We start from the raw sequence: 17,761 nt of genomic DNA, 5'->3' as shown, positions 1-17,761 counted from the left end.
CGCCGTACCCGGTACGGCGGGGGCCCCGGCGTCTGCGCGGGAACCGGCGGGCGGGGCCGCCGGGGGCGGCTCACCGGCCCGTCCGACCGGCCGGTCCACCGCCCGCTCACTGGCCGGGCCGGGTCCGCCGGGTGAGCAGGAAGCCGCCGACCGCGGCGATGCCGTAGAACGCGAGGTCCAGCCGCCGCCGCTGCAGCCACCAGCCGTCCAGCCCGCCGCCGTGCGGGAAGTCCTGCGGGTGCAGCTCCGGGCCGAGCAGCTGGGCGAGGAAGAGCGAACCGGCGGCCAGCACCGCGCCGAGCAGCGGCAGGACGGCGCTGCGCCCGCCGAACCGGCCGAGCGGCCAGGCGACGGCCGCGGCCGGGGCGATCACCAGCCAGCCCACCGTGCCGGCCGTCCGGGCCGGTGCGGCGGCCAGGGCGAACGCGCCGAGCAGCATCGCGGCCACCGCCGCCGCCACGGCGAGCCCGGTCCGTCGGCGGGCGGGGGCGGCCCGGTGCCGGGCCGGGGCGGCGGGCGCGTGGCCGGCCCCCGGCGCGCCCGGCATCCCGGGGGCGGCATAGCCCTCGGGGGCCTCGGGCTGCGGCGGAGCCACCGAGTAGTGCGGCGCCGGGTAGTACCCCCTGGAGCGCCGCCGACCGGACCGGTCGTCAGCGCCCGTCCCGGGTGCGGTCATGCGGTTCGGTCCCCCTGGAAAGACAATCAGCTGCCGCACGCTAGCAGTGTGTCGGGCGGGGCGGCAGAGTTTTCGATCACAGGTCGGGCACGGAGTGCCGTTGCCCGACCGGGCGGTCGGGCCGGGCAGCGGGGGCCGGGTGGTCGTGGGGCCCCGGGGCAGGGGATGATGGGGGCTTGGCGGTCGGGCCCGGGGGCGGGTCGACACGCCGTCATCCCGACCGCAGTCAGCACATGGGGGAACGTTCCGAATGACCGAGGCGCAGGGCTCCACCGGCCGCCTCCTGGCCGGACGCTACCGGCTGGAAGCGGTAATCGGGCGCGGCGGAATGGGCACCGTCTGGCGGGCCGAGGACGAGATGCTGGGCCGGACCGTCGCGGTCAAGGAACTGCGGATGAACGCCAGCGTCGAGGAGGACGAGCGGCACCGCCTGATCACCCGCACGCTGCGCGAGGCCAAGGCGACCGCCCGGATCCGGCACAGCTCGGCGGTCACCGTCTTCGACGTGGTCGAGGAGGACGACCGGCCCTGGATCGTCATGGAGCTGGTGGAGTCCCGCTCGCTGGCCGACGTGGTCAAGGAGGACGGGCCGCTGGAGCCCGCTCGGGCCGCGGAGATCGCGCTGGACGTGCTCGGCGTGCTCGGCGCCGCCCACGCGCTCGGCATCCTGCACCGCGACGTGAAGCCCTCCAACGTGCTGATCAGCGAGGACGGCCGGGTCGTCCTCACCGACTTCGGCATCGCCAGCGTCGAGGGCGACGCCTCGGTGACCTCCACCGGCATGCTCGTCGGCGCGCCCTCGTACATATCGCCCGAGCGGGCGCGGGGCCAGAAGCCCGGCCCGCCCGCCGACCTGTGGTCGCTCGGCGGCACGCTCTACGCGATGGTCGAGGGCCGGCCGCCGTACGACCGCGGTTCGGCGCTGGCCACCCTGACGGCCGTGATGACCGAGGAGCTGACCACCCCGGCGAACGCCGGCCCGCTGGCGCCGGTGATCGAGGGCCTGCTGGACAAGGACCCGGCGAAGCGCCTGGACGCCTCGCAGACCCGCTCGATGCTGCGCCGGATCGTCGCCGAGTCCACCACGCGCGCCGAGTCGACCACCGAGCAGGCGGTGCCGGCCCCGACGCCCGCCGAGCGGGCGGAGCCCGAGGACGCGGCGCGCCGCCCGGTGGCCGGGCTGCTGGGCACCGTCCGGGTGGGCAGCCGGGCCGGCGGCGAGCAGACCGCCGAACCGAAGCCGGCCGTCGAACCGAAGCCGGCCGGCGAGCCGAAGCCGAGCGCCGAGCCGAAGCAGGCCGACGCCCCGGCGGACGACACCGGGCCGCTGCGCCCGGTCACCGGCGAGTGGAACCGCGGCGCCACCCAGGCGGCCGGGGCCGACCCGCGCAAGGGCCGCCGACGGCTCGCGGTGGTCGCGGCGGTCCTGGTGCTGCTGCTGATCGCCGGGGTGGTCGCGGTGGTGCAGGCGTTCCGCGGCTCCGCGGGCACGCCGGGCGGCGGCGGGACGACCGGGGCGACCGGCGCGGTCTCCGCGAGCGCCACCGGCGCCTCCCCGAGCCCGTCCGCGGAGGCGTCGGGCAGCCCGACCGCGAGCGCCTCGGCGTCCGTCGGCGGCACGGCCGGCGGCAGCGGCGGCACCGGCGGGGCGACCCAGGGCACCGGCGCGGGCTCCCCGACCGGCGGGCAGAGCGCCGCCCCGACCGACATCGCCACCATGCCGACGGTGCCCGCGGCGCCGCCGCAGGGTCCGGCCCTCCCGGCCGGGTACCGGGAGCACAAGGACTCGTCGGGCTTCTCCATCGCCCTGCCGGACTGGCTGCAGCCGTCCTCCTCGACCGACATCCGCCGCACCTTCAAGGGCAACGGCGTGACCCTGGTCGTCGAGTGGACCACCAAGCCGGGGGAGAGCGCCCTCGCCGACTGGCAGGAGTCCGAACCCGGGCTGCGCGGCTCGGTCACCAACTACCAGCGGGTGGCGCTGCAGTCGGTGGCGTACCGGGAGTGGACCAACGCCGCGGACTGGGAGTGGACCTTCGGCAGCGGCGCGCGCCAGCACTCGCTCAACCGGGGCTTCGTCACCGGCAAGTACGGCTACGCGATCTACTGGACGATGCCGGACGCGGACTGGGGCAGCGCGGCCAACGCGCAGGCCCGGCAGACCGCGTTCGACACCTTCCACCCCGCGCCGTAGCCCCGGCCGGGGCCACGGCTCCGGGACTCCACGGCGCCGGGGCTCGACGGCTCCGGGCTCAGCCGATCAGGCGCTGCTTGGCCCGGGAGAACTCCTCGTCGGTGAGCGCGCCCGCACCGTGCAGGGCGGCCAAACGCTCCAGTTGGTCCAGCAGGTCGTTCCCGGTGGAGGCGGTGGAGGCGGTGGGGGCGGCGGCCGGAGCGGCGGGGGCCGCGGAGCGCGCGGTGCGGGCGTCCGCGGCGGCGGCCCGGACCTGCTCGGCGAAGGGCTCGGCCTTCACCACGTCCTCGAAGCGGTGCGAGCCGCTCAGCGCCACGACCAGCAGCACCTCGCCGTTGATCCGGCTGCGGCTGACCGTCGCGTCGGTGACGGCGGCCAGCGGAACCGGCACCGGGGGCTTGCCGTCCTTGAGGAAGAGCAGCCGGTGGGTGGTCAGCACCAGCACGCCCTTGCGGAAGTGGTCGGGGTGGCGGCCCGCGGTGGAGGCGATCGGGCGCTCGTCCGGGTGGATTCCCGCCTCGACCGTGCGCACGGCCTCGGCGCGGGAACCGCTGTTGTGATTGCCGACCAGGTCGAAGCCGGTGTCGATGAGTTCGGTCCAGTCCATGCCATCGAGCCTAACCGCGGACGGCACGTACGCTTGGCGTGACGAGAGGAACAGGCATGCGAGCGGGCCCGGGTCCGGTGCTGGCGGGGCGTTACCGACTGACGGGCCGTCCGGAGGCGCTGCGCGCGCACGCCGTGGACGAACGGACCGGCGCCACCGTGCTGCTGCACGGCCTGGAGCTGCCCGCGCTGGTCTCCGACGACCTGTTCGCGGACGGCCCCGACCCCCGGGACCCGGTGCCGGCGCTGGGGGAGCGCCTGGTGCAGCGGGTGGCCGCGGTCGGCGCGGGCGCACCGGTGCACCCGCGGCTGCTGCAGGGCGTCGGCGCCTTCGTCGACGGCGAGGTGCTGTGGACGGTCGAGGAGCAGCCCGCCGGGGTGCCGCTGGCCGACCTGCTCGCCGAAGGGCCGATACCCGCCTACCGGGCCGCCGAGTTGGCGGCCGACCTGGCGGGCGCGCTGCGGGAGCTGCACGGGGCCGGACTGGTGCACGGGAACGTCACCGCCCGGTCCGTCCTGGTCTGCGAGGACGGCGCCGCGCTGCTCGGCGGGCTGCTGCCGGGGACCGCCGAGGAGGCCCTCGCGCAGGAGCTGGGCGGGCCCGGCGGGCGGCGCCGGTACGACGTCCGGGCGTCGCTGGTGGGCCCGGTGGCGGAGCGCTGGCCGCTGGACGGCGGACCGGCCGGGGACTGCTGGGCGCTCGGGGTGCTGCTGCAGCGGCTGGTGACCGGCCGGTCGCCGTACCCGGAGCAGGACGTGCCGGTGCTGGTCACGGCGGTGCGCGACGGGCGGCGCGAGCCCTCGACGGTCTGCGGGCCGCTGGCCCCGCTGGCCGAGCGGTTGTTGCAGCCCGATCCGGTGCTGCGGCCGACGGCGGGGGCCGTCCGCGCCGAGCTGGCGGCGCTGCTGGCCGGGGCGCCGGAGCCGGGCGCGGCCGATCCGGCCGGACGGCTGCCGGCGGTGCGTCCGGAGGCACCGGTGGTGCCGGCGCCGCGCGGTCGGCGCGGTGGGCGGTCGGCCGAACGGGGGAGCGCGGACGCGGCTCCGCGGGCGGTGCGCCCGCCCCGGATCCCCCCGGCGCTGCTCGGACCGCTGCTGGTGGCCGGGGTGTTCGTGCTGCTGGTCCTCGGGGTGGCGGGGGTGGTGCTGTTCGCGGGCTGACGGGCCCGGCGGGGAGCGCGCACGGCACGCGGGGGCCGGGGGAGATTACCCGGGCCGGGGCCGGACGCTTAATGTGTGCCGTGGGATTGTTCGAACAGTGGTCTGCACCGGCCCTCCGCAGCGGTGACGGCAGGTGGATGAGGGGGAGCGGTCGCTGATGGGCGTGCAGGACCGGCCGGAGGCGGCCGAGGCGGAGCGGCTGCTCGCCGGACGGTACGAACTCGGCGAGCGGCTGGGCCGCGGCGGCATGGGAACCGTCTGGCGGGCGCGGGACCGGATGCTGGACCGCGAGGTCGCCGTCAAGGAGCTGACCGTCAGCCACCTCCCCGAGGAGGAGGCGCAGATCCTGCACGCGCGGATGAAGCGCGAGGCCAGTGCGGCGGCCCGGATCAAGCACCCCGGCGTCATCACCGTCCACGACGTGCTGGAGCAGGACGGCCGTCCCTGGATCGTCATGGAGCTGGTCGACGGCCGCTCGCTGGCCGATGTGATCAGCCAGGACGGCACCCTGCAGCCGCGGGCCGCCGCCGAGGTCGGCCGCCAGGTGCTCGCCGCACTGCACCGCGGCCACCAGCTGGGGGTGCTGCACCGGGACGTGAAGCCGGCCAACGTGCTGCTGGAGCGCGGCACCGGGCGGGTGGTGCTGCTGGACTTCGGGATCGCCACCTACGAGGGCTCGGCGGAGCTGACCCGCCCCGGCGACCTGGTCGGCTCCCCGGACTACCTGGCGCCCGAACGCGCCCAGGGCGAGCGCCCCGGCCCCGCCTCGGACCTGTGGGGCCTCGGGGCGACGCTGTACGCGGCGGTGGAGGGCGAGTCGCCGTTCCGCCGGACCTCGCCGCTGACCACGCTGGCCGCGGTGGTCGGCGACCCGCTGCCGGAGCCGCGCCGGGCCGGGCCGCTGGGGCCGGTGCTGGCCGCGCTGATGGCCAAGGACCCGGCCGAGCGGCCGAGCGCCGACGAGGCGGGCCGGATGCTGGAGGAGGTGACGGCCGGGTACACGCTGGGCCTCAAGAGCGTTCCGTCGATGCGCACCCCGACGCAGTCGGTGCCGGTGGTGGACCGCACCCCGGAGCCGCCCGCGCCCCGGAACGACCCGGAGGCGGTGACGGCCGCTCAGGCGGGCGCTCAGGCCGCCGGGGACGCCCCGGTGCCCGAGGCCCCGACCGCGCCGGTGGAGCAGCCCCGTACGCCCGCGCGCGGCCCGCGCAGGCGCCGCGGCCTGGTCCGGCTCGCGGTGGTCGTCGTGGTGGTCGCACTCCTGGCGGCCGGCGGGACGTACGCGGTGACGTCGCTGCGGAGCCCCGGCGGGCCGGGCGCCGACCCCGCGCCGACCGCCACCGGGGCCCCGGACCCGGTCGCCTCCGGCAGCGCCGGGCCGCCGCCGAACGGCTACCGCTGGGTGGACGACCCGGCCGGCTTCCGCTTCCCGCTGCCGGACGGCGTGCCGCCCTGGGAGCGCAGCACGGAGGCGAACCAGATCTACTACAGCCAGGACTCGAAGAAGTCCCACTACCTGCAGTTCGCCGTCACCGTCGGCCAGTCGGTGCCGCCGCTGGAGCACCTGCGGCAGATGGAGGCGAGCCTGGTCAAGAGCCTGAAGGAGTACCGGCAGCACAAGCTCGTCGCGACCAGGTTCAACGGGCGCGACGCGGCGATGTGGGAGTTCAGCTACCTGGCCAGGGAGGGCGGGCGCCGGCGCGCCGTCGAGGTGGAGTTCCTCGACGAGGACGGCACCAGCTACGCCATCTACCTGTCCTGCCTCGACCAGGGCAAGGAGTGGCAGGAGGGCGAGCGGCGCTTCACCACCGTGGTCAACCACTTCACGCCGACCCGGCGGTCGGCCGACGCGGAGGAGCCGGCCCACTGACCCCCGGGCCCCGGGGGGGCCGCGGGCGCCCTGCGGTGCGCGGCAATTCTTGTTACCGACGGGTACCGAACCGGCGGCCGAGCGCCTAGGCTGCGCCGTATGACGGACCTCACGGCAGACGCCCCGCCCTCCGCGCACGCCGCTCCCTCCGCAGCCGGCAACCCGTCGGCACCCGGCGGCGCCCGCACGATCGCCTCCGCCGTCCCGCCGTCGCTGGTCGCCCGGCTGGCCGCCGGGATCACCGCCACCGGCGAACCGGACCTGGCGCAGACCGTCGCCCCGCTCACCGGCGAGCCGCTGGCGGCCCTTCCGCAGTCCGCGCCGGCCGACGTCGAGGTCGCCTTCCAGCTCGCCCGCCGCGCCCAGCCCGCCTGGGCCGCGCTGCCGGTGCGCCGCCGGGCCGCCGTCCTGCTGCGCTTCCACGACCTGCTGCTCAAGCGGCAGGAGGAGGTGCTCGACCTGATCCAGGCGGAGACCGGCAAGGCCCGGCTGCACGCCTTCGAGGAGGTGCTGGCGGTCGCCATGGCCGCCCGGCACTACGGCCGCGCCGCGCAGTCGTACCTGCGCGACCGGCGGCGCGGCGGTGCACTGCCGGTGCTGACCCGGACGGTGGAGTCCCGCCGGCCCAAGGGCGTGATCGGGCACATCTCGCCGTGGAACTACCCGCTGGAGCTGTCGGTCGGCGACGCGCTGCCCGCCTTCGCGGCCGGCAACGCGGTGGTCAACAAGCCCGACACGCAGACCGCGCTGACCGCGCTCTGGGCCCGCGAGCTGCTGATCGAGGCCGGACTGCCGGCCGACCTGTGGCAGATCGTCATCGGCGACGGCCCGGTGGTCGGCCCCGAGGTGGTCGAGCGGGCCGACTACGTGTCGTTCACCGGCTCCACCCGCACCGGCCGGGAGATCGCCCAGCGCGCCGCGGCCCGGCTGGTCGGCGCCTCGCTGGAACTCGGCGGCAAGAACGCCATGCTGGTGCTCGCCGACGCCGACCTGGACAAGGCCGCGGCCGGCGCCGTCCGGGCCTGCTTCTCCTCGGCCGGGCAGCTCTGCATCTCGATCGAGCGGCTGCTGGTGCACCGCTCGGTGGCCGACGAGTTCCTGGCGAAGTTCGTCGCGCGGGCCGGGGCGCTGCGGCTCGGCGGCGGCCTCGCGTACGGCGCCGACATGGGCTCGCTGGTCTCCACCCGCCAGCTCGACACCGTCACCCGGCACGTCGACGAGGCCGTCAAGGCCGGGGCCACCGTGCTGACCGGCGGCCGGCCCCGGCCGGACCTCGGCCCGTTCTTCTACGAGCCGACCGTGCTGGACGGCGTCACGCCGGAGATGGCGGTCTGCACCGAGGAGACCTTCGGCCCGGTCGTCTCGGTCTACCGCTTCGACACCGAGGACGAGGCGGTCAGCGCCGCCAACTCCACGCCGTACGGCCTGAACTCCAGCGTCTGGACCAGGGACGGCCGGCGCGGACGGGAGGTCGCGGCCCGGCTGCGCACCGGCACGGTGAACCTCAACGAGGCGTACGCGGCGGCCTACGGCTCGGTGGCCGCGCCGATGGGCGGCATGGGCGACTCGGGCCTGGGCCGCCGGCACGGCGCCGAGGGCATCCTGCGCTTCACCGAGGCGCAGACCGTGGCCGGCCAGCGGGTGCTGCCGATCGCGCCCTCGTTCGGGCTGGACGACCAGCAGTTCGCGGCGCTGATGACCGGCGGGCTGCGGGCGCTGAAGGCCCTGCGGCTCAAGTGACCGCCCGGCCCGGGGCGGTGGTCCCGGGTCCATCCATCCACCGAAGCGCGTTCCCGAGGAGTAGTGGCACATGGCGGGTTCCCCCAACGGCCTTCCCGGCGGCGGTCGTTCCGCCGCGTCCGACGCCGCGGCGGCCGACGGGTCGGACGGCTTCGACTACGACGTGGTCGTGGTCGGCTCGGGCTTCGGCGGTGCGGTCTCCGCCCTGCGGCTGACCGAGAAGGGCTACCGGGTGGCCGTCCTGGAGGCCGGCCGGCGCTTCGGGCGGGACGAACTGCCCCGGAACTCCTGGGACCTGGCGAACTACCTGTGGGCGCCGCAGCTCGGCCTGTACGGCATCCAGCGGATCCACCTGCTGGCCAATGTGCTGATCCTGGCCGGCGCCGGGGTGGGCGGCGGCTCGCTCAACTACGCCAACACCCTGTACGTGCCGCCGAAGGCGTTCTTCGAGGACCGCCAGTGGCAGCACATCACCGACTGGCAGGAGGAGTTGGCGCCCTTCTACGACCAGGCGCAGCGGATGCTCGGGGTCCGGCTGAACCCGACCGTCACCCCCTCCGACGTCCACCTCAAGGCCGCCGCCGAGCAGATGGGCGTCGGCGACGCCTTCCACATGGCCCCGGTCGGGGTGTTCTTCGGCGACGGCGAGGACGCCGGGGGGACGGCCCGGGCCGAGCCCGGCGCCGAGCAGGCGGACCCGTACTTCGGCGGTGCGGGGCCGAGCCGGCGGGCCTGCACCGAGTGCGGGGAGTGCATGACCGGCTGCCGACACGGCGCCAAGAACATGCTCACCGAGAACTACCTGCACCTGGCCGAGCGCGGCGGAGCCGAGATCCACCCGCTGACCACCGTCGCCCGGATCCGCGAGTGGGGCGGCGGCTACGCGGTGGACGTCCGGCGCACGAACGCGCGCTCCACCACCGACCGGGTGAAGGCCGGGGCGCGGACGATCACCGCCGCCCGGGTGGTCGTCGCGGCCGGCACCTACGGCACCCAGAGCCTGCTGCACCGGATGCGCGACGGCGGCCACCTGCCCCGGATCTCCGGCCGGCTCGGCGAGCTGACCCGCACCAACTCGGAGGCGCTGGTGGGGGCGCAGACCACCGACCGGCGCTACGGCTCCCGGGTCGACTTCACCAAGGGGGTGGCGATCACCTCCTCGATCCACCCCGACGCCAACACCCACATCGAGCCGGTCCGGTACGGCAAGGGCTCCAACGCCATGGGGGCGCTGTCGATCATGCAGGTGAAGGGCGGCGGCCGGGGCCCGCGCTGGCTGCGCTTCCTGGGCACCGCGGCGCTCCACCCGGTGACCTTCGCCCGGTCGATGAACCAGCACCGCTGGTCGGAGAAGACCATCATCGGGCTGGTGATGCAGTCGCTGGACAACTCCATCACCGTCTCGCTGAAGAAGAAGGGCCCCGGCAAGGGCAAGCTGACCTCCCGCCAGGGCCACGGCGCGCCCAACCCGACCTGGATCCCGGCCGCCGAGGAGGGTGCCCGGGCGCTGGCCGCGGAGATCAACGGCTTCGCCGGCAGCACCGTCGGCGAGATCTTCGACATCCCGATGACGGCCCACTTCCTCGGCGGCTGCCCGATCGGCGACTCCCCGGAGCACGGCGTGGTCGACCCGTACCACCGGCTCTACGGGCACCCGGGGATCAGCGTCGTCGACGGTTCGGCGATCTCCGCCAACCTGGGGGTCAACCCGTCCCTGACGATCACCGCGCAGGCCGAGCGGGCGATGTCGATGTGGCCCAACAAGGGCGAGGAGGACGGCCGTCCGGCCCCCGGCGAGGCCTACCGCCGGGTCGCCCCGGTCGCGCCCAAGGCGCCCGCGGTGCCCGCCGACGCCTTCGGCGCGCTGCGGCTGCCGTTGCTGGCCGTCCCCGAGGTGCCGAAGCGGCGGACGACCGGCTGACCGCCCACCCCCGGGAGCCGTCGGGCGCGGCCCGACCCAACTCCCCCGGCGCGCACGGCGTCCACCTCGGTTGACAGCCGTGGCGGCCGGTGGGAGAAAGGGGCTCCCTGGGGGGACCAGGGCTCGCTCCGACGGGGGGAACGCAGCAGATGGCCATGTGTACGACGTGCGGGGCGGCTTCGGCGGAGGGGGCGGCCTACTGCGCCTCCTGCGGCCGGCCGCAGACCCCGCCCCCACCTGCGGCGGCCCCGGGCGCGGTCCCGCCCCCGCCCGCGGCGGCCCCCGGCGCGACCCCGCCGCCGTACGCCCCGCCGTCCGCGCCGCCGCCCACCGCCGCTCCGACGGTGGGCAGTTGGGGGAGCGGAACGCCGTACCACCCGGCGGCCGCGCAGCCGGCGGTGGTCCGCTGGCTCTCCGGCGACTGGCGGCCGGCGCTGACCGCGCTGATCGCCCCGACCGCGGTGCTGCTGATCGCCGCGATGCTCGCCGCGATCCCGGACGGCTACGACTTCCCGGGCGGCGGCCAGGAGGGCCCGTCGTACGGCGACCGGCTGGGGGCCGGCCTGGCGGCGGCCCTGACCGCGCTGGGTGCGCCGTTCGAGGCGTCCATCGGCATGCTCTCCGGCTCCCGCGGCCAGGAGGAGCTCGGCTACGTCGCAAGGGTGCTGCCGCTGACCGTCACCGCGTGCTGGCTGGTGGCGCTCTGGCTGGGGCTGCGCAGCGGGGTGCGCCGGCTCCAGCAGCGCACCGGGGCCCAGCTGACCCGGGTCCAGGCCTTCGCCGAGGCGGCCCGGGTCGCGCTGGTCGCAGCGGCCGTGACGCTGGTGCTCGGCCTGGTCGGCGGCACCACCTGGCGCCCGGAGCCGCGCCGCCGCGGGCGGACCCCGAGCGGCTGGGACTACGCCGACGACTACGGCTACGGCTCCCGCGACTACGGGATCGAGGTCGGGGCCGGCTGGGCGCAGGCGGTCGGCTGGACCCTGCTGCTCGCCGGACTGCTCGCCTTCCTGGTGTACGGCACCGACGCACTGCGCTGGGCCGCCTGGCGCAGCCGGGCCGTCCGCGGCTGGGCGGTGGCCGCGCTGGTGGCCGGCCGGGCGATCGCGGTGTCGGTCGGCGTCGCGGCGACGGCGGCGTTCGTGGTGGTCGCGGTGCAGGACGAGGGCTACGCCACCGGCACCTCGCTCGCCTTCCTGCCCAACCTCGGCCTGCTGCTGCTCGGCTTCGGCGCGGGCGCGACCGTCCGCGCGCAGAGCGGCGGCAGTCGGCTGAAGGAGCAGGACGACTGGATGGAGGCGTCGTTCTTCGACCTCCAGGGCGCCTCGGGCGACTGGCGCTGGGCGGGCCTGCTGGCCGTGGCCGCGGCGCTGTTCCTCGGGTGGACGGCCTACCGGCGCCGGCTGGACGCGGCCGACCGGCTGCGGCTCGCGGCGGTGTACGCGCTCGGGCTGACCCTGCTGATGGCGCTGGCCGGCGCGGCGGTGACGGCCGAGATCCCGGAGTACCGGGGGCTGGGCCTGCGGACCGAGGCGGGCGAGGTGGGGCTGGTGTTCGGCACCCAGCTGCTGGCGAACCTGATCTGGGCGGCGGTCGGCGCGCTGGCGGTGCCCGCGGTGCTGGTGTCGCTGCGCGGTCCGGCCCCGGCACCGGAGTGGGCGGCGCTGCCGCAGGGCGCCGTCCCGGCGCAGGGCGGGCCGGGCGGCTCCGGCACCGAGGGGTACCCGGCCGGTCCGGCCGAGGTCGCGGGGTACGCCCCCGGCGCTCCGGTCGCGCCGTACGCCCCTCCCGCACCCCCGGCGCCGGGCGCCCCGCCGGAGCCGGCCGCCGTGCCGCCCGCCCCGGTGGCGGGCGAGGTGCTGGGTTCGCACGAGGAGCCGTCGGCCGCGGCGCCCGGGAGCGCCGACCGGCCCGCCGGGGGCGGGTCGGGGGAGCCGGGCGGTGAGGGCCCGGTCGACCCGAGCGTCTGGCGCAAGCAGCCCTGACACCGGCGCCCGCCGGGCACGGCACGGCGGGCGGACAGGCGGAGGCGGACAGGGCAAAGGGCCCCGCGGGGGAACGGGGCCCTTTGTCGCTCAGCATCGGCGTCAGGGCTGCGCCGGTGCTGGGTTGACGGCGCCGGGGGAGGAGCGCCGTCGCGTCGGTCGGTTCGTGGGGCGCGCGGCTCCGGCATGGGTGGCCGGTGGTGCGGCGCGCGGGCACGCGGTGGCGGCGGTCGGCGCGCAGGCGGCGCCGGGCCTACGCTCACGGAGCGTGAGGTGATAATCGTTGCCACCGATGGGTCGCGGCGGCAGCGGAGCATGCTCCCGCCGGTGGCCGACGGCCGCCGGGGGAACCCCCTCTCCCAGCATCGTGCTGGACGATGGCCGTGCCCTGCAACCGATTCGGCATAGTTCGGCACAGTCCATTTTCGGACCGGCCCGCGTGCCCGCCCCCGCGGACGGCTGCCGGGAGCCCGTACCGGAGCAGCGGGCGGCCCCGGGTGATGATCACGGTGAGTAGTGGATCTGCCGGTGCGCACGGGGACGCGCGTAGCGGCGCGGGACGGTGAGGGGTGTGCGCCGGGGTGCGGCGGTCGGCCCCCGGGCGTCCCCGGGCGCCGACCGCCCCACCTCCTTGGTCCAGTCGCGGCCGGGGTCGCTGTCCCCTGCTGTCCGGCCGCAGCACCCGCGCACGGTCCCACGGCGCACCGCGCCCGGCCGAGCCGGGACCGCGGCGGCGCCACGCGCGCCGGTGGACTGGGATGAGCTCCACGCGTGGTCCTGCACGCCGTACGGCAAGGGCCCCTGCCGGGGCGGAGCCGTCGCACCTGGAGGGTGCGGCGCGGCCGTACGGTCGTCCGGTGCAACGAACCGGCGGCCGGGGCGGTCACGGGGGCGGAGACGGGCAGACGAGTGAAACCGGACAGCCCGGTAGACTCGGTCACCAGACACCTCCCCACACCGCTGCCGGAAGGCCGTCCGTGTCCTCTGCTATTCCCGTCCAGTCCGTACCGGAGACCGACACCGTCCTGGTGGTCGACTTCGGTGCCCAGTACGCCCAGCTCATCGCCCGACGGGTGCGTGAGGCGCGGGTCTACAGCGAGATCGTGCCGAGCTCCATGCCGGTCGCCGAGATGCTCGCCAAGAACCCGAAGGCGATCATCCTCTCCGGCGGTCCCTCGTCGGTCTACGAGGAGGGCGCTCCGCAGCTCGACCGTGCGCTGTTCGAGGCCGGGGTCCCGGTCTTCGGCATGTGCTACGGCTTCCAGCTGATGGCCAAGGTCCTCGGCGGCACCGTCGACAACTCCGGTGCCCGCGAGTACGGCCGCACGCCGCTGAACGTGGTCCGCACCGGCTCCACGCTCTTCGAGGGCGTCCCGGCCCGGCACTCGGTGTGGATGTCGCACGGCGACGCCTGCTCCGCCGCTCCCGAGGGCTTCACCGTCACTGCCTCCACCGAGGTCGTGCCGGTCGCCGCCTTCGAGAACGACGAGGCCCGCCTCTACGGCGTCCAGTACCACCCCGAGGTGCTGCACTCGGACCACGGCCAGCAGATCCTGGAGCACTTCCTCTACCGCGGCGCCGGCATCGCCCCGACCTGGACCACCGGCAACGTGGTCGACGAGCAGGTCGCCCTGATCCGCGCCCAGGTCGGCGACAAGCGCGCCATCTGCGGCCTCTCCGGCGGCGTGGACTCCGCGGTGGCGGCGGCCCTGGTCAACAAGGCCATCGGCGAGCGCCTCACCTGCGTCTACGTCGACCACGGCCTGATGCGCAAGGGCGAGACCGAGCAGGTCGAGAAGGACTTCGTCGCGGCCACCGGCGTGCAGCTGAAGGTCGTCGACGCCCAGGAGCGCTTCCTGGACGCGCTGGCCGGGGTCTCCGACCCGGAGGAGAAGCGCAAGATCATCGGCCGGGAGTTCATCCGGGTCTTCGAGCAGGCCCAGGCCGAGATCGTGGCCGAGGCCGGCGAGCACGGCGAGTCCGTGGAGTTCCTGGTCCAGGGCACCCTGTACCCGGACGTGGTGGAGTCCGGCGGCGGCACCGGCACCGCCAACATCAAGTCCCACCACAACGTCGGCGGCCTGCCCGAGGACCTGCAGTTCCAGCTGGTCGAGCCGCTGCGCAAGCTGTTCAAGGACGAGGTCCGGATGGTCGGCCAGGAGCTCGGCCTGCCGGAGGAGATCGTCCAGCGCCAGCCGTTCCCCGGCCCCGGCCTGGGCATCCGGATCGTCGGCGAGGTCACCAAGGAGCGCCTGGACCTGCTGCGCGAGGCCGACGCCATCGCCCGCGAGGAGCTGACCCTGGCCGGCCTCGACCGCGAGATCTGGCAGTGCCCGGTCGTGCTGCTCGCCGACGTCTGCAGCGTCGGCGTCCAGGGCGACGGCCGCACCTACGGCCACCCGATCGTGCTGCGCCCGGTCTCCTCCGAGGACGCCATGACCGCCGACTGGTCGCGCCTGCCCTACGAGGTGCTGGCGAAGATCTCCACCCGGATCACCAACGAGGTCCGCGACGTGAACCGCGTCGTGCTGGACGTCACCAGCAAGCCGCCGGGCACCATCGAGTGGGAGTGATCCCGCGCCGACACCGGCACTGAACGGCCGCGCCGTCGTTCCCCGCACGAGGGGACGGCGGCGCGGCCGTTCGCGGTGGCGGGGTGCCCGCCGGGTGGGACCTCCCACCGAAAGCGCTCACGAACGTGCAGAATGCGTGCCGGACCCGTCAGAGTGCGACGGGCCGCCGAGGGGAAGGTGTGGGGCATGTCGGACGCCAGCAGGGACGCGGCCGGACCGGGCACGGGCCCGGGCACCACCGACCGGTCCGCCCGGGCCGCCCGGCGCAAGGCGACCGCCTCGCGCTTCGCACTGCTGCCGCTGCGGATCTTCCTCGGCGTCACCTTCGTCTACGCGTCCCTGGACAAGCTCTCCGACTCGCACTACCTGGCCGGCGCGGGCGACGCCGCCTCCTTCGTCTCGCAGACCGAGGCGGCCGAGGCGAACAGCCCGATCTCCTTCCTGCTCGGCTTCGCCCTGGACCACCCCACCCCGTTCGCCCTGGCCATCGCCTTCGGCGAGCTGGCGGTCGGCCTGGGCACCCTGGCCGGCCTCTGGGGCCGGGTCGCGGCCCTCGGCGGCGCGCTGATCAGCCTCAGCCTCTGGCTGACCGTCAGCTGGACCGTCGAGCCGTACTACCTCGGCAACGACCTCGCGTACCTGATGACCTGGACCCCGCTGATCCTGGCCGGCACGCCGTACCTCTCGCTGGACGGCTACCTCGCCCGCCGGGCCCGGCGGGACCGCGCCCGCGGCCTCGGCGGGCACCAGGTCGAGCGCCGGGCGCTGGTGGACGGCGGCATCGCGGCCGTCGCGATCGGCGGCGCCGGCCTGCTCACCGGTTCGCTCACGGCCACCTTCGGCCGCGACAGGCCCGCCGCCCGCCCGGCCGCCGCCCCCGACTCGCAGACCCCGGCCGTCTCGGTGCCCGCCGCGCAGGTCCCGGTCGGCGGCTCCGCCCAGGTCAAGGACCCGGTCAGCGGCGACGCCGTCCACGTCGTCCAGCCCAGGGCCGGTGAGTACTGCGCCTTCTCCGCGGTCTGCACCCACTCCGGCTGCGCGGTGGACGCCCCGAAGAACGGGCAGCTCTACTGCCCCTGCCACGGCTCCCGGTTCGACGCCGCCACCGGCGCGGTGATCACCGGCCCGGCCACCAAACCGCTGCCCAGGTACACCGTGACCAAGGACGGCGACCGGCTGAACCTCGGCCCGCTGCAGACCTGAGCCCGGCCCGGCACCGCCGGACCGGGCCCGGACCCTCCCCGGGGCCCCCGCGGCCTACTCGCGCCCCTCCGGGCGGCCCCGGCGGGCCACCGCGGCGACCGCCCCGGCGAGGCCGGCGACGCCCAGCACGATGAAGGTCACCGGCAGCACGATGCGGCCGTTGACCGACAGGTCGTTCTGCGCGGCCACCAGGTACAGCACCGCGATGACGGTGAACAGCGCTCCCGTGATCAACGAGAACGGATCGAGCCGGTGCTTCCTCACTGCTGGACCACCTTGATCTCCCCGAGCCCGACCGTCAGCCTGAGGTCGAGCGTGCCCTTGGATGCCTGACCGTTCAGCGGGTCGAGCCGGAAGGTGCGGCTCACGTGCCCGCTGTTGGCGTCCTGCCCCTCCACCTTGACGTCCCCCAGCAGGTTGCGGACGGTCAGTTCGACCGTGACGTCGGAGGGCAGCAGGACGTTCAGCTCGCCGACCCCGACCTCCGCCTCGCTGTGCAGCGTCCCGCCGGCCGGGTCCAGGCCGGTCAGGTCGAGGGTGCCCTCGCCGAGGCCGAGCGTGTACTTGCCCTCCAGCGACTGCGCCGAGGTCACCGTCCAGCTCCGCTCGCCGAAGGCGTTCTGCACCGACCCCGGCGAATTGCCGACCACCACCAGCGAGACCGTCAGCAGCAGCGCGACCACCGTCAGCCCGCGGGCCCGGCCGAAGCGCGCACCGACCAGCACGGTCAGCCCGACGCCCAGCAGCGCCGTCGCCAGCACCGTGGTCACCACCGGCTCGGTCGGCTGACGGGAGGACAGCGACCAGACCAGGCAGGCCGCGCCGACCGCCAGCGCCAGGCCCAGCACGCCGAGGAAGGAGTGCCGGTGCCGGTGGACCCTCACCGGGGCCGGCGCCCGCCGCGGCCCGGCCGGCTCGCTCTTGCGCAGCGGATCGCCCTCCGGCAGGTCGCTGCGCTGCCACCACGGCTGCGCCGCGCTCCCGGGGCTCCCCGGGGGCGGCGTCGCGCCGCCCGCCGGAGCGTACGGGTTGCGCTCCGGGTGCCGCGGGTCCCAGAGGTAGCCGGTCGGGCCCGCGTGCGGGGTGTCCGCCGGGACGGTGCCGGCCGCCCGCTCCCGGGCGTGCCGCTCGCGCTCCGCCTCCCCGCCGGCCCAGTCCGCCGGGTGACCGCCCGGCGCGTCCGGCGGCGGGTACGGGCCCTGCTCCGGCTCCGGGAACCAGCGGTCGTACGGACCGCCGCGCCGGCGCCACTGCCGGCCGTGGATCCGCCGGCGCCGGCGCTCCGGGTCGTGCCGCACCGCGTGGAAGACCAGCGCGCCGAGCAGCAGCACCGGGAACAGCTGGCCGCCGTTGCCCATCGAGGAGAAGAAGACGCCGGTGCCGATGACCGTCAGCAGCACCGCGCCGACGGACTGGCCGTCGACCCGGCCGGTCAGCACCCGCTGGAGCTCGGTGCGGCCCCCCGCGCCCCGGCCCTCCGCGGCCGGATCGGTCGGGACGATCAGCCAGGCCAGCCCGTACAGGAACAGGCCCAGACCGCCGGAGAGGCAGAGCACGGCCGTCACCACCCGGAAGACGACCGGGTCGATGTCCAGGTGCCGGCCCAGACCGCCGCAGACCCCGGCCACCACGCGGTGGCGCTCGGTCCGGGTCAGCGGCGGGCGTTCCGGCTCCGGCGGGGCCGCGGGCCCGGCCTCCTCCACACGGTGGTCTTCGGTCATGCCCCCATCCTGGTGGCTGCCGACCCTCCACCCAACCGGCAGCGGCCCTGCCCGGACCCTGACTTGTCCCTGAGAGCGCTCAGGGCCCCACCCTGATGCGCCCGCCCCCGCCCG

12 protein-coding genes and 1 pseudogene are annotated in these 17,761 nt (G+C 76.0%); 9 read left to right on the top strand and 4 right to left on the bottom strand.

Translation table 11 applies throughout. The features are described from left to right. Positions 1–106 precede the first annotated feature (106 nt). Positions 107–676: a hypothetical protein gene (locus tag ACWGB8_RS14480; RefSeq protein ID WP_452213558.1), complete on the bottom strand. Its 570-nt coding sequence runs from the start codon at positions 674–676 to the stop codon at positions 107–109. A gap of 250 nt (positions 677–926) precedes the next feature. Here ACWGB8_RS14480 and ACWGB8_RS14475 point away from each other — a divergent pair, with 250 nt between their 5' ends. Continuing rightward, positions 927–2,870: a protein kinase domain-containing protein gene (locus tag ACWGB8_RS14475; protein ID WP_452213556.1), complete on the top strand. Its 1,944-nt coding sequence runs from the start codon at positions 927–929 to the stop codon at positions 2,868–2,870. A gap of 58 nt (positions 2,871–2,928) precedes the next feature. Here ACWGB8_RS14475 and ACWGB8_RS14470 read toward each other — a convergent pair whose 3' ends face one another. Beyond that, a complete protein-coding gene (locus tag ACWGB8_RS14470; protein ID WP_452213554.1) occupies positions 2,929–3,477 on the bottom strand; it encodes an SHOCT domain-containing protein in 549 nt (182 codons plus the stop codon). Positions 3,478–3,533: 56 nt separating this feature from the next. Between ACWGB8_RS14470 and ACWGB8_RS14465 the strand changes: the two genes are divergently transcribed. The 8 genes and pseudogenes from ACWGB8_RS14465 (at position 3,534) to ACWGB8_RS14430 (ending at position 15,926) form a co-directional block, all read left to right on the top strand. Continuing rightward, entirely contained in the window at positions 3,534–4,637 is a 1,104-nt protein-coding gene (locus ACWGB8_RS14465) for a hypothetical protein (RefSeq protein ID WP_452213552.1), read from the top strand. A 157-nt stretch (positions 4,638–4,794) separates the two neighbouring features. Beyond that, entirely contained in the window at positions 4,795–6,507 is a 1,713-nt protein-coding gene (locus ACWGB8_RS14460; protein ID WP_452213550.1) for a protein kinase domain-containing protein, read from the top strand. Positions 6,508–6,606: 99 nt separating this feature from the next. Continuing rightward, positions 6,607–8,247 (top strand): succinic semialdehyde dehydrogenase, encoded by a 1,641-nt coding sequence (locus tag ACWGB8_RS14455; RefSeq protein ID WP_452213548.1) that lies wholly within the window; start codon positions 6,607–6,609, stop codon positions 8,245–8,247. Positions 8,248–8,317: 70 nt separating this feature from the next. Then, the gene (locus tag ACWGB8_RS14450) at positions 8,318–10,168 is read left to right on the top strand and encodes a GMC oxidoreductase (protein ID WP_452213546.1); all 1,851 of its coding nucleotides are present in this window, start codon (positions 8,318–8,320) and stop codon (positions 10,166–10,168) included. A 344-nt stretch (positions 10,169–10,512) separates the two neighbouring features. Further along, entirely contained in the window at positions 10,513–12,150 is a 1,638-nt protein-coding gene (locus ACWGB8_RS14445; protein ID WP_452213544.1) for a hypothetical protein, read from the top strand. Positions 12,151–13,139: 989 nt separating this feature from the next. Continuing rightward, entirely contained in the window at positions 13,140–14,723 is a 1,584-nt protein-coding gene (guaA, locus tag ACWGB8_RS14440; RefSeq protein ID WP_452213564.1) for a glutamine-hydrolyzing GMP synthase, read from the top strand. 186 nt (positions 14,724–14,909) lie between these two features. Beyond that, positions 14,910–15,443, top strand: a pseudogene (locus ACWGB8_RS14435) (DoxX family protein); the annotation flags it as partial. Between the two features lie 48 nt (positions 15,444–15,491). Next, on the top strand, positions 15,492–15,926 hold the full coding sequence (locus ACWGB8_RS14430; protein ID WP_452213562.1) for a QcrA and Rieske domain-containing protein: 435 nt from the start codon (positions 15,492–15,494) through the stop codon (positions 15,924–15,926). Positions 15,927–15,980: 54 nt separating this feature from the next. On the opposite strand, the gene ACWGB8_RS14425 is transcribed toward ACWGB8_RS14430, so the two are convergent. After that, positions 15,981–16,190 carry a hypothetical protein gene (locus ACWGB8_RS14425; RefSeq protein ID WP_452213542.1) on the bottom strand — a complete coding sequence of 70 codons (210 nt, stop codon included), beginning with the start codon at positions 16,188–16,190 and terminating at the stop codon, positions 15,981–15,983. Next, on the bottom strand, positions 16,187–17,647 hold the full coding sequence (locus ACWGB8_RS14420) for a PspC domain-containing protein (RefSeq protein WP_452213540.1): 1,461 nt from the start codon (positions 17,645–17,647) through the stop codon (positions 16,187–16,189). Before ACWGB8_RS14420 ends, ACWGB8_RS14425 begins: the two co-directional genes overlap by 4 nt. Positions 17,648–17,761 lie beyond the last annotated feature (114 nt).

Source organism: Kitasatospora sp. NPDC054939, from assembly GCF_053610105.1.
Note: the sequence above shows the minus strand (reverse complement) of the source record. Positions and strands in the feature narration are given on the sequence as shown.